An 18,900-nucleotide genomic window follows, 5' to 3' on the forward strand; every position below is an offset into this window, starting at 1 on the left:
TTCATGTCATAAATCTTCTTTGGATTTAGACACTACAACGGCCAGAGGTTGCTCACCTTCTCTGGTTAGTAAGGCTGAACGTGGGTCAACATCATTCAGTAGTCGTGAATCTCGGTTGCTGATCATTTTTGCTGAATAATTGCCGCCCTCCTGTTCATTATTAAATTTTTCAACAATTTACGTCAGTATTGTAAGTTCCTTGATATAGGATTTGTCATAATGAATCAGACTATTTGCATCTCGATAACAATCTGGAAAAACAAGTTGTGGATGCGCCTGTAAATATTTTTTGTTCGGTATAAAACCTGAATATTTTTATGCATATAACCGTTACCAGCATAAGCGGTTGAAAAATTCGCCTCTACTTGGAGTAAATCAGGGCATAAGGTAATAAATAACGGCGCTTTAATCACATTCGCACGTAGAAATAGTTTAGCGTTTTCATCTGTCCGATCATGCCGCCATAAACGCCCCATGCGTTGCATTAAAAATTCAATCAATGCGATTTGACACACCAGAACATCAAAGATGTCTATATCCAGCAATTACTCTATCACTTGTGTTGCAAACAATAATCTTCCTTTACGTATACAAAATAATACAGCAGATTTAGATTGCTGTTTGCTTAATTTAGTTTGATAAGAAATTTGATTTAAAGTACTGCCGACTTTTGTAACCAAATATACGCCACCTCCCTCATTATCAACTTTTCCCTTGCTCCAGTATCGGTAATATAAAGGCTCTGTCATTTATCACTCCTTGCAATGAATCTTGATTCAATTATATTATCCACAGCCACTACCTCATTCGGTGAGGCAGTGATAATTTTTTTGCATTTTATTGATTTCTTCCTTAACCGCTGCTTTTAAAAACTCCAGTGCTATCACCATGACTTCTGCGCCATGTTTGAGAATATTCATGATTAACTCCCGGCTGTCACTAAAGGGAAAACTCAGTTGATAGTTGTCGTTACTCAGCCATTCACCTTGTTGCTCAGCATGCCAAAGTTCATCAACTACCCAATTTGCACGGGCTTTGCTAAACTCCAGTAGTGCTGTATGTTCAGCTTTTCCGGTAAATATGCCGTATGAGGAATGCAAAAAGTCCTGCAAAAAATTTTGGGAAATTGTTAAGGCTGTTTTATCTAGTATCGTTACTGAGTGGATATTATATACAAAAAATATTCGCAGATCATTGCGAAAATGGCAGTGTGCGACAAAATACCTGATATCTCGTTAATATATGAGTTTTTGTCCTGAGAGTATCCGTTCGCTGTTTTCCCGGCCTTGCTTTCTGGATCGATATTGGATGCGTATTTGTTTATTACTGAATAGAGCGCTGGTTATCTTTTTAAAATATCTGTCATCCTGTAAGCGCCTGCCGACAGTCGTGACCTGTATTTTTTCGGAGATATCGGGTTGCGGGCTATTTTCCCGACTGAGCATCTTATTAATCCGTTGATGCAAACTTTCAATCAGATCACTGAAAATTCCAGGGCTGATATTTTGCAGTATTTGCTGACAAATCAACAGCCCATGTAATTCTTCTGAACTAAACCATAAACCAGGTAACTCATAGGATTTCACAGCTGTTTGCTGGTTATAAAAATAGCCGTTCGCTTCGCGGTTATACTCAACGGGAGCATTAAGGTAATCTCGTAATACTTGTATGTCTCTGTCAGCGCTGGATTTAGAACATTCCAGATGCGCCATGATTTGTTTAACTGAGACTGGAGTACGGTGGTTACTAAATATTCTATGTAAACGATATATTCTGTCAAACGATCCATTGTTTTCCTTAAATAAATTATGTTTTTTTAACACTGTAACAAAATCTAACGATTTGTTTATCTTTACTTCGCGCGGTGACGGTTGCGGATTTTATAGTGAGTCGATGTTTTCTCATGCGCTACATTAGAACTACTTTTTCTCGTTCCCATGCTCTGCACCACTACCATTAAGTTAACAGAGTATTGTATTTATAATAAATGTATTACATTGTAGGTCGGATTAGATTTTCCTGATTACGTACAACTCACAGTCATATTAAAAGATCTTTAAATATCAGTATGTTAATAGTCTCGTCATTCCCGAAGTCTTTTATCGGGAATCTTTGCTTTCCCCACGAGAATCCTGCTAAAAGCATGCAGGAATGACGAATATAGCTGAGAGTTGTGGGTAATCAGGTAGATTTTTGTTGCAAAGCAATAAAAACTAGAAGTTACGCATTGACAGTCAATGTTAAACTATAATACAGAAAAATGCCGAATCCACTATAAATCTAGACCTTGATAAGAGAAATAACCCGCCCATCAACTGCTCGTTGTACTTTACCGATGTACATAGGATTTTTGTTAAGTGAGCCTAAACAGGCTAGCTGTTGCCGGCTAGGAGAAGTTATGTCAATTTCACATGATAGCGTCAACCGATTTCTGAATCGTGAATCGTATACCGGGCGCGATTTATATAACGAAGCCAGTCCTACTTTGAATTTAAAGGGCGGAACCTTAAGTGTTGACGATAGCGTACTGGATAAGCCTCATAGTCAGTACATGGCTTTTGTCAGTCATTTTTGGTCAGGCAAGCATCACCGAGCGGTCAAAGGGATTAACCTTGTTACTTTGTACTACACGGATACTCAAGGAAAACACCAACCTGTCAATTTTCGAGTGGTAGATAAAGCCGAAGGGAAAACAAAAAATGACTACTTTCTGGATATGCTTGCAGAGGTATTATCTTGGGGGCTTGAGCCAGGCTTTGTAACAGGAGATAGTTGGTACAGTTGCGTAAAAAATCTTAAACGGATTAGAAATCATCAGATAGGATTGCTCTTTGCGCTGGAAAGTAACCGCTTGGTTTCTGTTGAAGAAGGAACATGGGTTCAAGTTAAGCAACTAGAAGTTCCAGAGGAAGGCTTGGTCGTTTGGCTCAAAAATTTTGGGTACGTGAAATTATTTCGGACAAAGTTGAAAGACCAACTTCGCCATTATATAAGTGCACTACCTAATGACGAGCAAACCAAGTCCTTTGGCAGTAGGGATTTTACCGAACAACATGATCGACATTGGCAAATTGAGCAATATCATCGTGCAATTAAGCAAGTATGTAACATTGAGCAATTTCAGGTTCGCAGCAAAGGAGCCATTAAAAATCACCTTTTTGCTGCAATTTGTGGGTTTGTTCAATTACAAAAATTGAGCTTCGCAGAGGTCATTAGTAATGGCTATGTCACCGTTAAGTATTGAAAATCACCCAGAGCAGAATGTAACAATTGCTCAGGGGTTAGATTGTGGTTCCGATCCATAATTCTGCACCAAGCCAAATAATTAGGTAAATACTTGGTGGCTACACCATGAAAGCGGTCTAGCCATGATTTAAAACGGTGGTGGTATGCATTGACATTTTGTATATGATAGGCCCCTTTAGTCACCCGCTGCCCTTGACTCATGTTAACGATTTCATGAGATACTTTTTCAGCTTTACAAAATGCACCATAAGTTGGATTGCCATCACTCACAAGGAGGGCATCCTGGTCTAGTATTGGCTTTAAATGCGTATCAAGAACAATTTTGCTTATTGGGCCATTACCTGTCACAAAATCTACGGTTTGTTTTGAGCGATCACGAGCAATTAAAATGCACATTTGCTCATCAGAAATCCCTCGCTTAGTCGCACAGCCCCCTCGTTTCCTTGGTTGACGATTGAGATGGCGTTCTCCTTTATGTGACTCAAGTAAGTAGGTTTCATCAGCTTCTGTAATGCCATGAAGAGCACTGGGACGATCCTGCTGAATCCAGCTTAAAAAACGGTGCCGCCATCGAAAGGTTGTAGTTCGATGCACATTAATTTCTTTAGCTGCCTGCCGGACAGTCAATGATTCTGCGATAGCTCCTAAGTAATCAAGCCACTTTGACTTGAGGCGTAGATGAGCAAGAGGCGTTCCTGTCAAAGCATTAAATGTCTTTTTGCAGGCTTTACAGCGGTAGCGCTGAAGGCCATCTTTTATACCATGCCTGTGGCTTTCGGTATGGGAGCAATGAGGGCATTTACCTTTGCTATCAAATATTGTTTCAATTAAATCAAAAACCTTAGGTTCGTCCTCTAGTTGATCCAGTGCTTTCGTTAGAACAGTGCGTTGATGGTGGTCAAGTTGATTTATTTCGGAAATGAACTCTAAAAACTCTGGGGCTTTCATAACTATCTCCTTAATTTACATGGGCTTTATTTACTTATACGCTCTTGTTATATGAAATTCCATACTTTACGGTGACATAGCCTTAGTAATTGCTATAGCGTGCAAAGAAATTTATTCAAAGATATCATGGCTTCATTTATTGAGACGTTTATGCCAAATATAAGCCATTTAAACCCAGAATTTCAACCTGTCGTCAATGCGTAACTTCTAAAAACGTAACTCAACATAGACTCGAATCGAGGCTGATGAGTGTCAGCAATCGTTAAAAATCACACAGTAGCCGCTTGCAGCGAAGTGTACAATAAAAGCATTATCGAATCATAGGCAAGCTTATCGAGAGACTCCGTCTACTCGACCAGCCAGATTGATTTTTTAAGTTTACCCTGCCCCCAGTTATTACAGTTATTACTCGTAAAATGCTTCCCGTATTTCTTGACCATCTGATTTATATACTCTATAACAATATCAAAATAATAGAAATAAAGGGAAAAAGATGAAAAAACGACCCGTATCATTTTGCGTATTTGCTGTCTTAGTAATTTTCAGCGCATTTCCGAGCTTAGTTGGCGCAGACCAGAATAGTCGGGACTTACCACCGGTTGGACCATACGGAGTTGCCGTAACCCCGGGCATTTATTTAGTAAATTTCTCACTCCTGTACATCTCGAATCCTAACTTGGCAGCTAACATGCCAGCATACAGGACGCCCATTCCTTTAGTGTTTTCCGACTGCCTTGAGAAAAACCCACAAGGGTGCTCCTATGCCGCATTTGCACGCTTCTTCGGCGATAAGCCTTTCCCTCGAAGCAAAAGTTGTTCCTATCCGACAGCTTGTCAGGCGAACTCTAAATGGGAGCGATTGGCTCCGGGTATAGCAAGACGTCTTAGCCAGCTTAACGAACCATTGGGGCTGGATCGGGCCAATAAAATCGCCCGAAGTCTTGGCATTGACAAGGGCATGATCCTGACCGATTGGGAATATCAGTGTATGATCGGGACGCCTGCAGACCGAGATGAAGACCAGGATACTATTGTTACTTGCGTAAATAATCTCACTAATTCGAACGGAACCACAAACATTCCTCTTTCGAGTTATGGGTTATCTATTACTCAAAAGGGCGATGCACAAAGCGATTGCGCACCAGAAGCTCCCTGCCTCGTATTTAATGACCTATTCGATGGGCCACTAGAGAAAATTGCCATTAAGTGCGGATTCGAGCAGAAGCTGGATCGTATGGTACGTGAAACGTCGTTTCCACAGCTCATAGAGAATGCTAACGGTTGTCAGCAATTCGGTATCAAGGAAACCAATGGTGCGTGCATAGTCGAACCAGTCTGCTCTTCGAGATATGATTAGATCTGGCGTTTGACAAAAAGTTAGGCTGACGTATTCTGTTGGAATTTTATCCGCCACGATAGAAATAACAACGAGGAATAGGTCAGTGAGTAATGATAATACCATTAACTGCCATTACATTAACTGAGGTCAATACAAATTAAATGCCCATCTTCCCTTACATAAGAAAGGTGCTATTTAATTAAGTACCTGATCCTAATTATTAAAAACTAAAAATAGAGTCAATTTATCTTGTTATTAATAGGCTTGCTTGCAGTCAATGCATTCCAGCCGATAGTGATCCTGTAAACCATCCAGAAGATAGTCATAAACAAGGTAAAAATGCCTATTCCCATTGCAAAAGTAAGCCCTGATACTGCAATCCCTGCTATAGCTACCCAACAGGTTTTTATTTGCCAGTTGAAGTGAGATTCGAGCCATGTGCCCTGCACTTCATTCCGCTTATAAAAATTAATTGCTACACCCACCAATAAAGGCAAAGCTGCAAATATCAAGCTGAGTGCCTGACATAAATAAACCGTAGTCGTTAATCTTTTTAATTCCCGTAATTGATCAGGATCTTTTTGTTCAGTTGCTAAATTATTCATCAAACACCTACCTTTTGAGTTGTCAATTAATTAGACTAGCCGAAAAAATTCAGTTAATTTTTTATAAAAACCGTATCCAAAACCAAAGCTCAAATACTGCGCCTGCTAAAAAAGTAAGCCAACCCGCACCAGAATAACCCAAAGCATAAAATACCAAGGAAATAACCAGTAAAATAGTTGTTATTAAATGACGTTTCATTTCTTGTTTAACGCAGTTTTTAACCCTTTACCTCGCTCAGTAGCCTTGCTCATCACCTTCCCTCTGGTTTGGATCTCTTTCTTTGTTATATGCCTGGGTAATTGACCTGCGGAATAACTCCATATATACGCTAATACCCAGCTTTTCATTACTCTTTAGCTAAACTAAATACTCTATCAGGCAGATTGAAGTCGCTCTACAGGCAATCCAGCATTCGCTTTAGTCGTCTCGCTTAAATTCCCCTTCTATTACGCCTGGTTCTGCTTTGGATTTTTGTTGCCCCGGAACTACACCCGCCTGTATTAAACGTTTTTCAATGATGTATTGCGCAATTCTTCTGCGCACGGAAGGAATCAAGCAAGCAAAACCAATAACATCGGTAAAAAAACCCGGTGTTAATAATAATGCGCCTCCTACCAGCAAAATAGGACCTTCAACCATTTCATAAGCAGGAACTTCTCCGCGTTGTATGTTTTCCTGAAAACGCTGCCAGGTTGCTATGCCTTGATGTCTTAACAGGCCTGCGCCGATTATTGCAGTACTCACAACCAGGATAATAGTAGGAAATACGCCAACTATGCCTCCAATTTGTAATAACAGATAAATCTCTATAAAGGGGACAATTAAAAAGGCTAAAAAGACGAGTTGGATGGGGTTCATTATGTGACCTCTTTGTTTATCCGGTTAATAGAACTGACTTTATTAATTTTTGTCTTAGACTCTCTACAATAAGGACTTTTTAAAAAAAATCAAATAATCAGTCTGCCATTGTATTCAGCCAGCTGTATTTGTCACCTTTAATATTAGTAACCTTTCCCCGGTAAATTTGTTTTTTTGTGCTATTTCAGTATCACATCAATTTATCTAAAATATCTGGTCTGACTTTCAAAAAGCAGAGGTTTGCGCTACAAATCATTGAAAATATACTATCGTCCTGTGGTAATATCATGACTATTTAAATCTCGGTTTATCTTAGGCAAAAAACAGCAAGCACATATACACTTTACTTTATGCTCTCTTGCCTGCAACAGACAGATACCGAACGTTTTTTTCAGAGCACCAGCCACAATGATAGACCAAAAATCTTTGTTTTTTCCTGGCGTAAACGGATTGCCTGACTCATTCTCTAGATAACATAATGCACTATTTGAAATTTACTTTTGCCTGCTTTTTTATTCTTGTTAGCCACTGGGCCTATGCCATTGATCCAGATCAGTTATTGCCGCCTGATCAAGCGTTTAAAGTCTCCGCTACAGCAACAGAGGACGGCAACGTAAAGATTTCCTGGTTAATTGCCGATGGATATTATTTGTATCGCAAGAAAATTTCCTTTGCCTCAAAAACCAATTCGATAATTATTGAGCAAGCTGATTTACCAGCCGGTGAAATGAAAAAAGATCCAAATTTTGGTGATATGGAAATTTATCGCCATTCTATAGAAAGTCTTTTAACACTAAAACGCCCTGCTACTGCTGTACCGTTTTCTGTATTAATCAAACACCAGGGCTGTTCAGATTTGGGGCTTTGTTATCCACCGCAAAGTACCATTATAGATGTTCATTTGCCTGCTATAGATACACCACAGGGTAGCGGTTCATTTAATCCCTTAGATCAGTTAAGTAAGGGGCTGAATCTAGGCCTTCAGCTATTTTCTGATAAATTATTGCCTGCTGATGAAGCTTTTCAATTTTTAGCCACAGTCAAAGATGGTCAAACATTAAATCTACAATGGCGCATAGCTGATGGCTACTATCTGTATCGGGAAAAATTTGCACTACAGTTATCAGGAGCCACTGATACGCAGATACTAAGTTATGAGATTCCTCACGGAAAAGCTAAATATGATGAAGCTTTTGGTAATGTAGAAATTTTGCATGATACTTTAAGTGTTAATGTGTCCCTTGCCCGCAGCAATCCCGACGCACACGAAATAACGCTTATTGCCAAGTTTCAAGGCTGTGCGGAGCGCGGGGTTTGTTATCCGCCGATGGAGCAGACAGTTAATTTACTCTTACCTGCTGTTTCAACTGCGGCAATCTCTATGCCTTCTGGTACAGTTAATAATAAACCCGCTTCTGAGCAAGACCTTATCGTTGAATCTTTACAACAGGATTCTTTCTTCCTGACCTTATTAAGCTTTTTAGGCTTTGGTTTATTATTAGCCTTTACTCCCTGTGTGTTTCCGATGATTCCCATTTTATCGGGAATTATTGTCGGCCAAGGCAAGGATATTACTAACCGCAAGGCTTTTTTCCTGTCTTTTAGTTTTGTCCTTGCTTCAGCAATTACCTATACTGTTTTTGGGGTGCTTGCGGCTTTATTTGGCAGTAATCTCCAGGCTACTTTTCAGGCACCCTGGGTGATTTATCTGTTCAGTGGTATTTTTATCATTTTATCCTTGTCGATGTTTGATTTTTATCATCTGGAACTGCCAAAATCCTTACAATCTCGTTTGCACAATGCCAGTAACAAGCACCGTGATGGATCTTTTATCGGTGCGGCTTTAATGGGTGTCTTTTCTTCGCTGATTGTCGGCCCTTGTGTGGCTGCACCGCTGGCAGCCGCACTGATGTATATTGGTCAGACAGGAGATCTCATTCTGGGCGGCTCTGCTTTATTTGTTATGGGCTTCGGCATGGGTATTCCACTACTGATTATTGGTACTTCGGCGGGTAGCTTATTACCCAAGGCGGGACACTGGCTTAATACCAGTAAATCAGTATTTGGGGTTATTATGCTGGCTGTCGCCGTGTGGATGTTAGAGCGTGTAATAGCATCTGAAATCATCATGTTATTGTGGGCAATGCTGTGCATTATTCCAGCTATTTACCTGCGTGTATTAGATCCTTTACAGGAAGTAGATAGCGGATGGCATAAGCTATGGAAGGGGTTAGGTGTTATTTTATTTGCTTATGGTTTACTGATTTTAATCGGCTTAAGTGCAGGCAGTAGTAATCCTTTGCAACCGTTAAAGGGCCTCTCATCAAGTTCGTCTGGTCAACAACAGGAAGCGCCGTTAGCGTTTAAAAGAATAAATTCTTTAGCAGAATTAAACCAGGAGTTGCAGGCCGCAAGCGCTCAGGGAAAATGGGTGATGCTGGATTTTTATGCTGACTGGTGTATTAGCTGTAAAGAGATGGAAGCCTATACTTTAAGCAAACCTGAAGTCAAGCAGGCACTGTCTGGTTTTGTTATCTTGCAGGCTGATGTAACTGAAAATAACGAACAGGATAAAGCTTTATTGAAAGCCTTTAATTTAATCGGCCCCCCCGCAATTTTGTTTTTCAATCTTAATCAGCAAGAACAATTCGATGCGCGAGTGATTGGTTATCAAAAGGCGGAAAGCTTTTTGCAAAATTTGTCACAGCTTAAATAATACTCATACACATGCCTAAACAATTTATTGCTTTAATATTTTTTGTCCTCTTGCTGGTTAGCTCATTGTTTGCCTGGCATACTAGCCAGAAACCTTCCCAGACTCAGCAAGCTTTTGCATTGGCTGAGTTTTCCCTGCCCGATCTTGCTGGCACTATTCACTCTATTTCAGAGTGGCATGGAAAAATTTTAATTATTAATTTCTGGGCTACCTGGTGTCCTCCTTGCCTGAAAGAAATTCCTGAACTTATTCAGCTACAAGCAGAATATTCGAGCCAGAATGTTCAATTTATTGGCATAGCAATTGATGAACCCGGTTTAGTTGAAGACTACTTAAGCTTTACTGATATAAATTATCCTGTCCTGATTGCCGAGTCAGACGGGGGGGGGCTATCTCAAAAACTAGGTAATACTGTAAACGCCATTCCCTTTACCGCTATAGTAAACCAGCAGAAACAAGTTATTTTTCATCACCCTGGCGAGCTATCCAAGCAACGCTTACGAGAGCTGATTGAGCCATTATTAAGTGCGAACCAGTAACCTCATTACACAGTTAAGTAGTAAAAAAACAGCGAGTTTTGTCGCGAACTGTTGCTAAAAAACATATATCTGGACAAAACCATTCAAATTAGGGAAAATTAACACTTTCTTACGTAAAATAATAAAAACACAGCGTAACAGAATGGCAAAAATCACAATTCTTAATGGCCCTAATCTCAACTTGCTTGGTGTTCGGGAGCCAGGTCATTATGGCAATAAAACTCTGGCTGACATTCAAAAAAGTACTGAAACACTCGCTACTCAATCTGGCCATAGTTTAAATTTTTATCAAAACAATGCAGAACACGAGATTGTTGAACTTATTCACCAGGCTTTTGCTGAGCAAGTTGATTTTATTATAATTAATCCTGCTGCATTTACCCATACCAGCGTCGCAATTCGCGATGCTTTATTAGCAACAAAAATTCCTTTTATAGAAGTCCATCTGTCCAATGTTCACGCGCGCGAGTCGTTTCGCAAACACTCCTATTTCTCTGATATTGCAGAGGGCGTTATTTGTGGACTTGGTGCAACTGGATACGAACTAGCCTTACAGGCTGCCCATCAGATACTACTCGAGAGAAAATAAATCGTGGATATTAGAAAAATTAAAAAACTGATCGAAATTATTGAAGAATCTGACATCGCTGAAATTGAAATTACGGAAGGCGAAGAGTCTGTGCGTATTAATCGTTACTCATCACGTTCCGCACCTGTTGCATATGCAACTGCCCCACCTGCTTCAGTAGCTGCTGCAGCAGCTCCGGCGATAGCTGAATCTGCAACGGTTGAACCCTCAGGTCATGTCGTTAAATCACCCATGGTAGGTACATTCTATCGTTCAGCGTCTCCAGGCTCGGCACCTTTTGTAGAATTAGGCAAGTCCGTTAAAGCAGGCGATACACTTTGCATTATTGAAGCAATGAAAATTCTTAACCAAATTGAGTCGGATAAGAGTGGCGTTATCAAGCAAATATTAATCGAAGATGCACAAGCGGTCGAATATGATCAAGCACTATTCATCATAGAATAATAACGAGGAAAAAAATATGTTCGATAAACTTGTTATTGCTAATCGTGGTGAAATTGCTCTGCGTATTTTACGCGCCTGTCGCGAGTTAGATATTAAAACCGTGGCTGTTTATTCCAGTCCGGATCGTGATTTAAAACATGTTCGCCTGGCTGATGAAGCTATTTGTATTGGCCCCGCTGCCTCTATAGATAGTTATCTGAATATCCCTGCCATTATTAGCGCAGCAGAAGTAACAGATGCAGAAGCGATTCACCCCGGTTATGGATTTTTAGCAGAAAGTGCTGAATTTTCTGAAAAAGTCAAACAAAGCGGTTTTATCTTTGTCGGCCCTGAAGCGGAAACCATTCGTATCATGGGCGATAAAATCCAGGCAAAAAAAGCGATGATCGCGTCTGGAATCCCCTGCGTACCAGGCAATGGCGAACCATTAGGTGATGATAATGCAACCAATTTGAAGATGGCACAGGAAATTGGCTATCCGATTATCATTAAAGCAGCTGGCGGTGGTGGTGGCCGTGGTATGCGTACAGTGCATACCGAAGGTGCATTAATCAGCTCAATCGCCTTAACCAAATCAGAAGCCGGTCAATTTTTTGGCAATGCCACGGTCTACATGGAAAAATTCCTTGAAGACCCGCGTCATATTGAAATTCAGGTTCTTTCTGATGCACATGGCAATGCAATCCATTTAGGTGAGCGCGATTGCTCTATGCAACGTCGCCATCAAAAAGTAGTTGAAGAAGCGCCAGCACCTGGTATTACCGAGGAACAACGAAAGTTTATTGGCGAACGCTGTGCGCAAGCCTGTGTGGATATGGGCTATTTAGGTGCGGGAACCTTTGAATTTTTATACGAAAAAGGTGAGTTTTTCTTTATTGAAATGAATACCCGTATACAGGTTGAGCACCCTGTAACAGAAATGGTTACGGGTATTGATATAGTCAAAGAGCAAATACGCATTGCTGCCGGAGAGCCCCTTTCTTATACTCAGGATGATGTCGTTATACGAGGTCATGCGATTGAGTGCCGCTTAAATGCTGAAGACCCGGCAACCTTTATGCCTTGCCCGGGTACCATTGATGTTTTCCATATGCCGGGCGGCCCGGGAATTCGCTGTGAGACTCATATCTATAACGGCTATAAAGTACCCCCGTTTTATGATTCGATGATAGGTAAATTGATTGCGCATGGAGAAGATAGAAACAGCGCTATTGCACGCATGAAAACAGCGTTAAGTGAAATGGTCATAGATGGCATTAAAACCAATATTCCCTTGCAAATAGACATCATGGCGGACAGTGCTTTTGCGCTTGGCAGTCAGAATATCCATTATTTAGAAAAGAAACTAGGTATGAGTTAACACGATATAGTGCGGATCTTAGTTTGCTTTTTGAACTATTTCGGCAGGCAGGTTGGGTTAGGCTTTTTTGCGCAGCAATAAAAACCTAACTCAACACTGCACTAAGCTCAGCAATTAATTTGAATCAACAGATCAGTTTTTAGCCTACACTAATCAACGCACCGTATAGGTTAAAACCCACCTCCCATCTAACCCCAATCCTTTTATTATGGCCTGGCATCAAATTTCCGTGGTGAGCAACGACACCTCAGCTGCTGATATTTCCAATTTTCTTAGCGAACTAGGCGCTGTTTCAGTGACATTTATGAGCGCCGCAGCCAAACCTGTTTATGAACCTGGTATAGGCGAAACCAAGATTTGGGAGCAAACACAAACCATCGCTCTATTTGAACTTGATGCGTCTCCTGAAATTATCAAGACTCTGCTTTTCCAGCAGTTTCCAGAAAATATCATGCACGACTGGTATGCAGAAATCTTGCAAGATCAAATCTGGGAACGCGCATGGATGGAGCACTTCCAGCCTATACAATTTGGCGAACGCCTATGGATATACCCTTCAGGCCAGGAGCAGTCTAAGCCTGGCACTGTAAGTTTGATACTGGACCCAGGTCTCGCCTTTGGCTCGGGCACTCATCCAACAACTGCACTCTGTTTAGAGTGGCTGGCAAATCACGATGTTACAGGAAAAACGGTCATCGATTTTGGTTGTGGTTCTGGCATTCTTGCAGTTGCTGCTGTATTACTCGGCGCTAAAGAAGCACACGCAATTGATATAGATCCACAGGCGCTTACTGCGACACAGGATAATGCACAGAAAAATCAGGTCGCATCAAAAATAAAAACTTACTTACCCGAAGAATTCACTCATTTTGAAGCTGATTTAGTATTAGCAAATATTCTAGCTAAGCCACTAATTGAACTATCTGAGAATATTGGTAGTTTAGTGCAAACTCAAGGACAGCTGGTTTTATCTGGCATACTCAAAGAACAGGCTGATTCTGTTAGCACTTGCTATCAGGAGAAATTCAATATGAATACCGCTACTATCCAGGATGATTGGTGCCGCCTGGATGGCTTAAAAATATAAACTGATGTACAACATTCTTTGCCCAAATTGTAACCATTCTCAACAAATTAGCCTTAAACAGCTTAAAAAAAAACGCAACAACGTTACTTGTAGCGCATGTAAACTACAATTTAATGCACGTACAATACTCAACAGCCAAGCGTCTCAATCTCAAAAGCAGGAAGCGCTCGTATCGGAAGTACAAATACCAGAAATTTCAACATTAATTAAAGCTCGTTCACAAGCCATTGAAGAACCTGAAGCGATAGACGATCCCGTTATTGAGACATATTCCTGGCAACAAAAAAAGCCTGCGTATCATTCGCAACGATGGCTAGCCGGGGTTATTTTGGGACTTTTTTTATTAGCTTTTCAAGTTTATTACTTTAAAGGCTACTCTCTGAGTCAAAACCCACAAATAAGGCCCTGGATAAATATTTTTAGCACAAAACTCAATTACCCCCTGCCTGTTTATCGTAATTTGGCCGAATTTAGCACCATAGGTAGTAAATTAAAACTCGTTAGTCCCGGTAACTACCAGGTACAAATTAGCTTTATTAACCATGCTGATTTTGCTCAGCGTTTGCCAGATATCCTAGTCTCTTTGCATAACTTACACGGCGGCCTATTCGCACGAAGAATATTCACCCCCGAGGAATATTTAAGCAATGAAAATACGCCAGAGATCATTGAAAGCTCAGCGAATGCTAATATTGATTTCTTTATTACCGTACCTGATCAGGAAATTGGCGGCTATAGTATAGAATTAAAATAAAGGCCGTAACCTTTGTCCTGCATTTTAGTCGTTATGTATAAGGCTAAAGCCCACCGCACTTCTGAAACTAATTCCAACCTGCATTGTTTAGTTGGTTATAATATTTTATTAATATCCTTATTGCATAAAAAACACCCCTATGGCTCACCCAGAACTATTTCTCAAGAAAAACGAAGATAAACGCTTACGCAAAGGGCACCTGTGGGTGTTCAGTAATGAAGTTGACACCGAACGCAGCCCTTTGAATCAATTTAACCCTGGCGACACAGTTCAAGTTGTCGCCAGTGATGGTCAGATCATGGGTAGCGCCTATATAAATCCAGGCACGCTTGTTTGCGCCCGATTATTATCCAGAAAACCAGCGGCGAAGTTAGGTTCAAAAATGTTTACAACTCGTATCGCCCGAGCTCTGGCTTTACGCGAACGCTTTTATAGCAAGCCATATTACCGGCTTATTTTTGGCGAAAGTGATGGCTTGCCCGGCCTGGTTATCGATCGCTTTGCTGATGTTTTATCGGTACAAATAACAACTGCAGGCATAGAACGTCAAAAAGAACCTCTTTTAGACGTTTTAGTAGAATTACTAAAACCAAGTGCCATTTTGCTTAAAAATGACAACCCGCAAAGAGAATTAGAAGGCTTATCAACCGAATCCATCTGTGCTTACGGAAAATTACCCGAGCAGTTAATTATTGAAGAAAATAACGCTCAGTTCAAAATTGATATTTTAGAAGGCCAGAAAACCGGCTGGTTTTATGATCACCGTAGCAGCCGTGCTGAATTAGCCAAATTAGCTAAAGACAGGACTGTCCTGGATTTATTTTCCTATGCCGGAGGCTGGGGAATACCTGCTGCATTAAACCATGCGCGGCAGGTAACATGTGTCGATGCGTCAGCCAGCGCAATCGCTTTAGCAGAACAAAATGCACACTTAAATCAAGTGAGCGACACTATGCAGTTTATTCAAAGTGATGTCTTTGACTATCTAAAACAGGCTAGGCTGGACAAAAAGCGTTTTGATATTGTTATATTGGACCCGCCTGCTTTAATCAAACGTAAGAAGGATTTTAAATCAGGTTATGAAGCGTATCGCAGGCTCAACCACCTAGCCCTGCAAGTTTTGGAAAAAGACGGTATTTTAGTCTCTGCTTCTTGCTCTTACCATTTGAGCAAAGCTAATTTACACGAGATTTTGCGTTCTTCATCCCGCCATATTGATAGAAATCTAAGCTTTGTCGCAACCGGAGGCCAATCACCTGATCACCCGGTTCACCCCGCAATACCTGAAACAGAATATTTAAAAACCTTTTTTTGCACGGTTTCTGAAAGCCTGTAAACACAAAAAAGGCGACTTGTGCTGAGTCGCCTTTTTCTTGATAATCAAATAATCCTGGAAACCGCAGTTGAGCACGAAATCCGGGGCACTTTAATCTGCACGTAGAAACCCACCTGGGTTTATTCTGCCTAATATCCAATTCTTGCCACTTGCTTTCAATTGATTTGCTCTTGTAAACTCACAAAAAAGTATTGTTTTTAAAATCATCAAAGGCTTGTAATACTTCAGCTTTGGTATTCATCACAAACGGGCCACCGCGTGCTACCGGTTCATTTAATGGCTGTGCGGCCAATAATAGAAATCGCGTGGTTTTATTTGCTTTAGCTCTTACCTGCTCACCTTCCCGTAACACACCCATTTTTCGACGGCTGATTGCACGCATGGATTCACCTACCGTTAATTCACCATCAATAATATAAATAAAAACATTATCTTCTCTGTTGACGGTTTGCTCAAATAGCTGATTTTCAGGTAAAGTTACATCCATATAAAGAGGGTTAACCCAATGATTAATCACTGGTCCTGTAGTGCCCTGATTTGTAGTGCCTGCAATCACACGTATTTCAGTGCCATTGGCTAATCGCTCTACGGCAATTTGAGCAGCAGTAAATTCTTGATAAGCAGGGGCTTGCATTTTTTGTTTAGCCGGTAGATTGATCCATAGTTGAAAACCCTGCAATAACCCATCTTCTTGTTCCGGCATTTCAGAATGAATAATGCCCTTGCCTGCAGTCATCCATTGCACCCCTCCTGTTTCGATCACCCCTTCATGGCCTGCGCTGTCTTTATGGCGCATCCGCCCTGCTAATAAATAGGTGACAGTTTCAAAGCCACGATGTGGGTGATCAGGAAACCCGCCAATATAATCATTCGCCTGCTCCGATTCAAAGGCATCAAATAATAAAAAAGGATCCAGCATATTCAGCTCTGGCGAGCCGATAATGCGCGTCATTTTTACACCATCACCATCGCTGGTAGCGATACCTGACGTTAAGGTTTGTAATTCTCGAATATTAGTACTCATGATAATCACCTTTGAATAGTCTTAAACAAGCTTTGTACTCGGCGCTTAGGCTAGCAAAGCTTGCACTGCATGAATTAACTGCTCTTTAATTTCATTGTTTTTTATGCGCCCTGATTCCACATCAAAATTGTCATGAAAATTTGGCATGGATAGACTCGCTTTAACGACACCATCAAAATGCGGTGCTGACGTTTTTGCTATTTCTAATACGCGAGCCGCACCGCCAGGACCCGGCGAAGTTGCTAATAAAATCATATCCTTTTGTTGATATACTTTTTTATTGATACGCGAACACCAGTCAAATAAATTTTTATAAGCAGCAGAGTAAGTACCGTTATGCTCAGCAAATGAAATAATCAATGCATCACTCTCAGCAATTTTTGCTAAAAATGCTTTGGCAGGCTCAGGTTGGCCGATTTGTGCTTCTCTATCAACACTGAATAATGGCAGTTCATAGTCATTTAAATCCAATACTTCAACAGAAGCATCATCCAGTAATCCCGCAGCATATCGGGCTAATTCCTTGTTAAGGGACTGTTTACTATTACTGGCGGCAAAGGCTAAGATTTTCATATAATTTCCTTAATGATTAATTTATTAAACTTCTACTTTTACATTGATTCACTTTTAAGTCTATTATCCAAAGCATAAGCGCCCGCTCCATTGCTCACTAACAGCAACAATCCACCGGCTAAACCGAGATTTTTCATAAACAGTATCGATTGCATTTGATCGGCAAAATTAGCATGAAAGATAAACGCTGAGACAAGACAAAAAGCCGCTAATATAAATGCTGCTAATCTAGTTTTATAGCCAACAATGACAGCTAAACCTGCTAACACCTCAATAACAATAACTAAAGGCAATAAACTGCCTGAGACATTAAATGCTTCCATATAGCTTTGCGTACCGGCATAAGAAAAGACCTTATTGAGTCCTGAGATAAAGAAAATAAGTGTCAATAAAGTACGGCCTAAAGGTGCTGAAAATACCTGTAAAGAATTCATTTTATTTCTCCTAACGTAGATTATGGTTAAGTCATTCCTGAAAAGCTGAATCAAGTTTACGTGTTGACTTAAAAAGAATAAATACCAATAATTGCAAATCATTATTCACATTAGGAGAACTATCAGTGGGACAATTCGAAGATATGCAGGTTTTTATCCGAGTGGTCGATGCAGGCAGCATTAGCAAAGCCGCCGAACAACTCGGCATAGCTAAATCAGCGGTTAGTCGTAGACTGGTCGATCTGGAATCTCGCCTGGGGGTACGCTTAATAAATCGAACCACGCGCATATCCAGCCTAACTGAAGCCGGCAAGGGATTTTATCAGCGATCCAGAAAAATAATTGATGATGTTGCTGAACTTAATGTCTTAACGAACGAGTCTAATTCAGCCCTGGAAGGTACAATAAATTTAGCGGTGCCTTTATCATTTGGACTAGCGCATTTAGCGCCCGCAATTGATGATTTTATAAAACTTCATCCAAAACTTAGCATTAATATCAATTTTTCAGATCAGCACATAAATTTAATCGAAGAAGGCATAGATTTAGCGGTGCGCATTGCAGACTTAAAGGATTCAAGTTTGATAGCCAGAAAAATATCCCCCATCAAAACCCTGATCTGCGCGAGCCCCGCTTATTTAAAAAAACACAACACACCAAAAACTGCCGATGATCTAAAGCAACATGCCCTGCTTTATTATAGTTTATCCAGCTCTTCCACCTGGCAACTGAAAGACACGCAAGACAAACAGTACTCAATTAATGTTAAAGCCAAAATCATTGCTAATAACGGAGAATTTTTAAAGGATATGGCAATTGCAGGCCATGGCATTGTTATGATTCCGACATTTATCTTATGGCAGGCCATTGCTAAAGGTGAACTGCTACCGATCTTATCGCAATACACTACGCCACTACTCAATGCTTATGTAGTTTACCCGCAAACACGCTATTTATCGCAAAGAACCCGCATGTTGATTGATTTTTTAGTGGTGCGCTTTGGTGAAAATCCCTATTGGGATGAAAATCTCTGATTTTATAGTAAGG

At 40.6% G+C, this 18,900-nt stretch carries 21 protein-coding genes and 2 pseudogenes; 12 read left to right on the top strand and 11 right to left on the bottom strand.

All coding sequences use genetic code 11. The features are described 5' to 3' along the window. Nucleotides 1-224 precede the first annotated feature (224 nt). The 4 genes from AU255_RS13735 to AU255_RS13750 all read right to left on the bottom strand — a co-directional run bounded on the left by AU255_RS13735 (nucleotide 225) and on the right by AU255_RS13750 (nucleotide 1,823). The gene (locus tag AU255_RS13735) at nucleotides 225-545 is read right to left on the bottom strand and encodes a hypothetical protein (protein ID WP_080523507.1); all 321 of its coding nucleotides are present in this window, start codon (nucleotides 543-545) and stop codon (nucleotides 225-227) included. Continuing rightward, nucleotides 546-749: a hypothetical protein gene (locus AU255_RS13740; protein WP_080523508.1), complete on the bottom strand. Its 204-nt coding sequence runs from the start codon at nucleotides 747-749 to the stop codon at nucleotides 546-548. Nucleotides 750-803: 54 nt separating this feature from the next. Then, nucleotides 804-1,100, bottom strand: a complete 297-nt coding sequence (locus tag AU255_RS13745; protein ID WP_456299071.1) for a WYL domain-containing protein — start codon at nucleotides 1,098-1,100, stop codon at nucleotides 804-806. Between the two features lie 135 nt (nucleotides 1,101-1,235). Next, the gene (locus tag AU255_RS13750) at nucleotides 1,236-1,823 is read right to left on the bottom strand and encodes a helix-turn-helix transcriptional regulator (protein ID WP_158083128.1); all 588 of its coding nucleotides are present in this window, start codon (nucleotides 1,821-1,823) and stop codon (nucleotides 1,236-1,238) included. A 467-nt stretch (nucleotides 1,824-2,290) separates the two neighbouring features. On the opposite strand from AU255_RS13750, the pseudogene AU255_RS13755 reads away from it, so the two are divergent. Beyond that, a pseudogene (locus AU255_RS13755) lies at nucleotides 2,291-3,226 on the top strand (IS701 family transposase); the annotation flags it as partial. Here the strand turns inward: AU255_RS13755 and AU255_RS13760 are convergent. Beyond that, entirely contained in the window at nucleotides 3,223-4,194 is a 972-nt protein-coding gene (locus tag AU255_RS13760; RefSeq protein WP_080522024.1) for an IS1595 family transposase, read from the bottom strand. The pseudogene AU255_RS13755 and the gene AU255_RS13760 overlap by 4 nt on opposite strands. 81 nt (nucleotides 4,195-4,275) lie before the next feature. On the opposite strand from AU255_RS13760, the pseudogene AU255_RS21555 reads away from it, so the two are divergent. Both AU255_RS21555 and AU255_RS13765 read left to right on the top strand, forming a co-directional pair. Further along, nucleotides 4,276-4,398 (top strand): annotated as a pseudogene (locus tag AU255_RS21555) (IS701 family transposase); the annotation flags it as partial. Between the two features lie 289 nt (nucleotides 4,399-4,687). Beyond that, nucleotides 4,688-5,551 carry a hypothetical protein gene (locus AU255_RS13765; RefSeq protein WP_080523512.1) on the top strand — a complete coding sequence of 288 codons (864 nt, stop codon included), beginning with the start codon at nucleotides 4,688-4,690 and terminating at the stop codon, nucleotides 5,549-5,551. Between the two features lie 221 nt (nucleotides 5,552-5,772). Here the strand turns inward: AU255_RS13765 and AU255_RS13770 are convergent, their stop codons facing one another. The 3 genes from AU255_RS13770 to AU255_RS13775 form a co-directional block, all read right to left on the bottom strand. After that, on the bottom strand, nucleotides 5,773-6,138 hold the full coding sequence (locus AU255_RS13770; protein WP_080523513.1) for a DUF4870 family protein: 366 nt from the start codon (nucleotides 6,136-6,138) through the stop codon (nucleotides 5,773-5,775). 61 nt (nucleotides 6,139-6,199) lie between these two features. Next, on the bottom strand, nucleotides 6,200-6,337 hold the full coding sequence (locus tag AU255_RS20435; protein ID WP_198942641.1) for a hypothetical protein: 138 nt from the start codon (nucleotides 6,335-6,337) through the stop codon (nucleotides 6,200-6,202). A 219-nt stretch (nucleotides 6,338-6,556) separates the two neighbouring features. Further along, the gene (locus AU255_RS13775; RefSeq protein ID WP_080523514.1) at nucleotides 6,557-6,997 is read right to left on the bottom strand and encodes an FxsA family protein; all 441 of its coding nucleotides are present in this window, start codon (nucleotides 6,995-6,997) and stop codon (nucleotides 6,557-6,559) included. 478 nt (nucleotides 6,998-7,475) lie between these two features. Between AU255_RS13775 and dsbD the strand changes: the two genes are divergently transcribed. The 8 genes from dsbD to AU255_RS13815 all read left to right on the top strand — a co-directional run bounded on the left by dsbD (nucleotide 7,476) and on the right by AU255_RS13815 (nucleotide 15,822). Beyond that, on the top strand, nucleotides 7,476-9,713 hold the full coding sequence (gene dsbD / locus AU255_RS13780; RefSeq protein WP_080523515.1) for a protein-disulfide reductase DsbD: 2,238 nt from the start codon (nucleotides 7,476-7,478) through the stop codon (nucleotides 9,711-9,713). An 11-nt stretch (nucleotides 9,714-9,724) separates the two neighbouring features. Continuing rightward, nucleotides 9,725-10,252: a TlpA family protein disulfide reductase gene (locus AU255_RS13785; RefSeq protein ID WP_080523516.1), complete on the top strand. Its 528-nt coding sequence runs from the start codon at nucleotides 9,725-9,727 to the stop codon at nucleotides 10,250-10,252. 142 nt (nucleotides 10,253-10,394) lie between these two features. Beyond that, on the top strand, nucleotides 10,395-10,841 hold the full coding sequence (gene aroQ / locus AU255_RS13790) for a type II 3-dehydroquinate dehydratase (protein WP_080523517.1): 447 nt from the start codon (nucleotides 10,395-10,397) through the stop codon (nucleotides 10,839-10,841). A 3-nt stretch (nucleotides 10,842-10,844) separates the two neighbouring features. Beyond that, nucleotides 10,845-11,285 carry an acetyl-CoA carboxylase biotin carboxyl carrier protein gene (gene accB / locus AU255_RS13795; RefSeq protein WP_080523518.1) on the top strand — a complete coding sequence of 147 codons (441 nt, stop codon included), beginning with the start codon at nucleotides 10,845-10,847 and terminating at the stop codon, nucleotides 11,283-11,285. A gap of 16 nt (nucleotides 11,286-11,301) precedes the next feature. Next, nucleotides 11,302-12,645, top strand: coding sequence for an acetyl-CoA carboxylase biotin carboxylase subunit (gene accC, locus AU255_RS13800; protein ID WP_080523519.1), 1,344 nt, complete (start codon nucleotides 11,302-11,304; stop codon nucleotides 12,643-12,645). A 208-nt stretch (nucleotides 12,646-12,853) separates the two neighbouring features. Continuing rightward, nucleotides 12,854-13,732, top strand: coding sequence for a 50S ribosomal protein L11 methyltransferase (gene prmA / locus AU255_RS13805; RefSeq protein ID WP_080523520.1), 879 nt, complete (start codon nucleotides 12,854-12,856; stop codon nucleotides 13,730-13,732). Between the two features lie 4 nt (nucleotides 13,733-13,736). Continuing rightward, the gene (locus AU255_RS13810; protein ID WP_080523521.1) at nucleotides 13,737-14,486 is read left to right on the top strand and encodes a DUF3426 domain-containing protein; all 750 of its coding nucleotides are present in this window, start codon (nucleotides 13,737-13,739) and stop codon (nucleotides 14,484-14,486) included. 139 nt (nucleotides 14,487-14,625) lie between these two features. Next, a complete protein-coding gene (locus AU255_RS13815) occupies nucleotides 14,626-15,822 on the top strand; it encodes a class I SAM-dependent rRNA methyltransferase (protein WP_080523522.1) in 1,197 nt (398 codons plus the stop codon). Nucleotides 15,823-16,000: 178 nt separating this feature from the next. Here AU255_RS13815 and AU255_RS13820 read toward each other — a convergent pair whose 3' ends face one another. From AU255_RS13820 to AU255_RS13830, 3 genes are read right to left on the bottom strand one after another with little or no spacing between them, the layout of a single operon-like run. Beyond that, a complete protein-coding gene (locus tag AU255_RS13820; protein ID WP_080523523.1) occupies nucleotides 16,001-16,846 on the bottom strand; it encodes a pirin family protein in 846 nt (281 codons plus the stop codon). 45 nt (nucleotides 16,847-16,891) lie between these two features. After that, entirely contained in the window at nucleotides 16,892-17,419 is a 528-nt protein-coding gene (locus AU255_RS13825; RefSeq protein ID WP_080523524.1) for an NADPH-dependent FMN reductase, read from the bottom strand. Between the two features lie 38 nt (nucleotides 17,420-17,457). Then, nucleotides 17,458-17,853 (bottom strand): DoxX family protein, encoded by a 396-nt coding sequence (locus AU255_RS13830; RefSeq protein ID WP_080523525.1) that lies wholly within the window; start codon nucleotides 17,851-17,853, stop codon nucleotides 17,458-17,460. A 125-nt stretch (nucleotides 17,854-17,978) separates the two neighbouring features. Between AU255_RS13830 and AU255_RS13835 the strand changes: the two genes are divergently transcribed. Further along, nucleotides 17,979-18,887: a LysR family transcriptional regulator gene (locus AU255_RS13835; protein WP_080523526.1), complete on the top strand. Its 909-nt coding sequence runs from the start codon at nucleotides 17,979-17,981 to the stop codon at nucleotides 18,885-18,887. Nucleotides 18,888-18,900: the final 13 nt, after the last annotated feature.

Origin of the sequence: Methyloprofundus sedimenti, from assembly GCF_002072955.1 — a bacterium.
Lineage (GTDB): Bacteria > Pseudomonadota > Gammaproteobacteria > Methylococcales > Methylomonadaceae > Methyloprofundus > Methyloprofundus sedimenti.

What these genes read in the sequence shown, in the direction of transcription:
- AU255_RS13740 (WP_080523508.1), bottom strand. Translation starts at nt 749, where the DNA reads ATGACAGAGCCTTTATATTACCGATACTGGAGCAAGGGAAAAGTTGAT.
- AU255_RS13760 (WP_080522024.1), bottom strand. Translation starts at nt 4,194, where the DNA reads ATGAAAGCCCCAGAGTTTTTAGAGTTCATTTCCGAAATAAATCAACTT.
- AU255_RS13765 (WP_080523512.1), top strand. Translation starts at nt 4,688, where the DNA reads ATGAAAAAACGACCCGTATCATTTTGCGTATTTGCTGTCTTAGTAATT.
- AU255_RS13770 (WP_080523513.1), bottom strand. Translation starts at nt 6,138, where the DNA reads ATGAATAATTTAGCAACTGAACAAAAAGATCCTGATCAATTACGGGAA.
- AU255_RS20435 (WP_198942641.1), bottom strand. Translation starts at nt 6,337, where the DNA reads ATGAAACGTCATTTAATAACAACTATTTTACTGGTTATTTCCTTGGTA.
- AU255_RS13775 (WP_080523514.1), bottom strand. Translation starts at nt 6,997, where the DNA reads ATGAACCCCATCCAACTCGTCTTTTTAGCCTTTTTAATTGTCCCCTTT.
- dsbD (WP_080523515.1), top strand. Translation starts at nt 7,476, where the DNA reads ATGCACTATTTGAAATTTACTTTTGCCTGCTTTTTTATTCTTGTTAGC.
- AU255_RS13785 (WP_080523516.1), top strand. Translation starts at nt 9,725, where the DNA reads ATGCCTAAACAATTTATTGCTTTAATATTTTTTGTCCTCTTGCTGGTT.
- aroQ (WP_080523517.1), top strand. Translation starts at nt 10,395, where the DNA reads ATGGCAAAAATCACAATTCTTAATGGCCCTAATCTCAACTTGCTTGGT.
- accC (WP_080523519.1), top strand. Translation starts at nt 11,302, where the DNA reads ATGTTCGATAAACTTGTTATTGCTAATCGTGGTGAAATTGCTCTGCGT.
- prmA (WP_080523520.1), top strand. Translation starts at nt 12,854, where the DNA reads ATGGCCTGGCATCAAATTTCCGTGGTGAGCAACGACACCTCAGCTGCT.
- AU255_RS13810 (WP_080523521.1), top strand. Translation starts at nt 13,737, where the DNA reads ATGTACAACATTCTTTGCCCAAATTGTAACCATTCTCAACAAATTAGC.
- AU255_RS13815 (WP_080523522.1), top strand. Translation starts at nt 14,626, where the DNA reads ATGGCTCACCCAGAACTATTTCTCAAGAAAAACGAAGATAAACGCTTA.
- AU255_RS13820 (WP_080523523.1), bottom strand. Translation starts at nt 16,846, where the DNA reads ATGAGTACTAATATTCGAGAATTACAAACCTTAACGTCAGGTATCGCT.
- AU255_RS13825 (WP_080523524.1), bottom strand. Translation starts at nt 17,419, where the DNA reads ATGAAAATCTTAGCCTTTGCCGCCAGTAATAGTAAACAGTCCCTTAAC.
- AU255_RS13830 (WP_080523525.1), bottom strand. Translation starts at nt 17,853, where the DNA reads ATGAATTCTTTACAGGTATTTTCAGCACCTTTAGGCCGTACTTTATTG.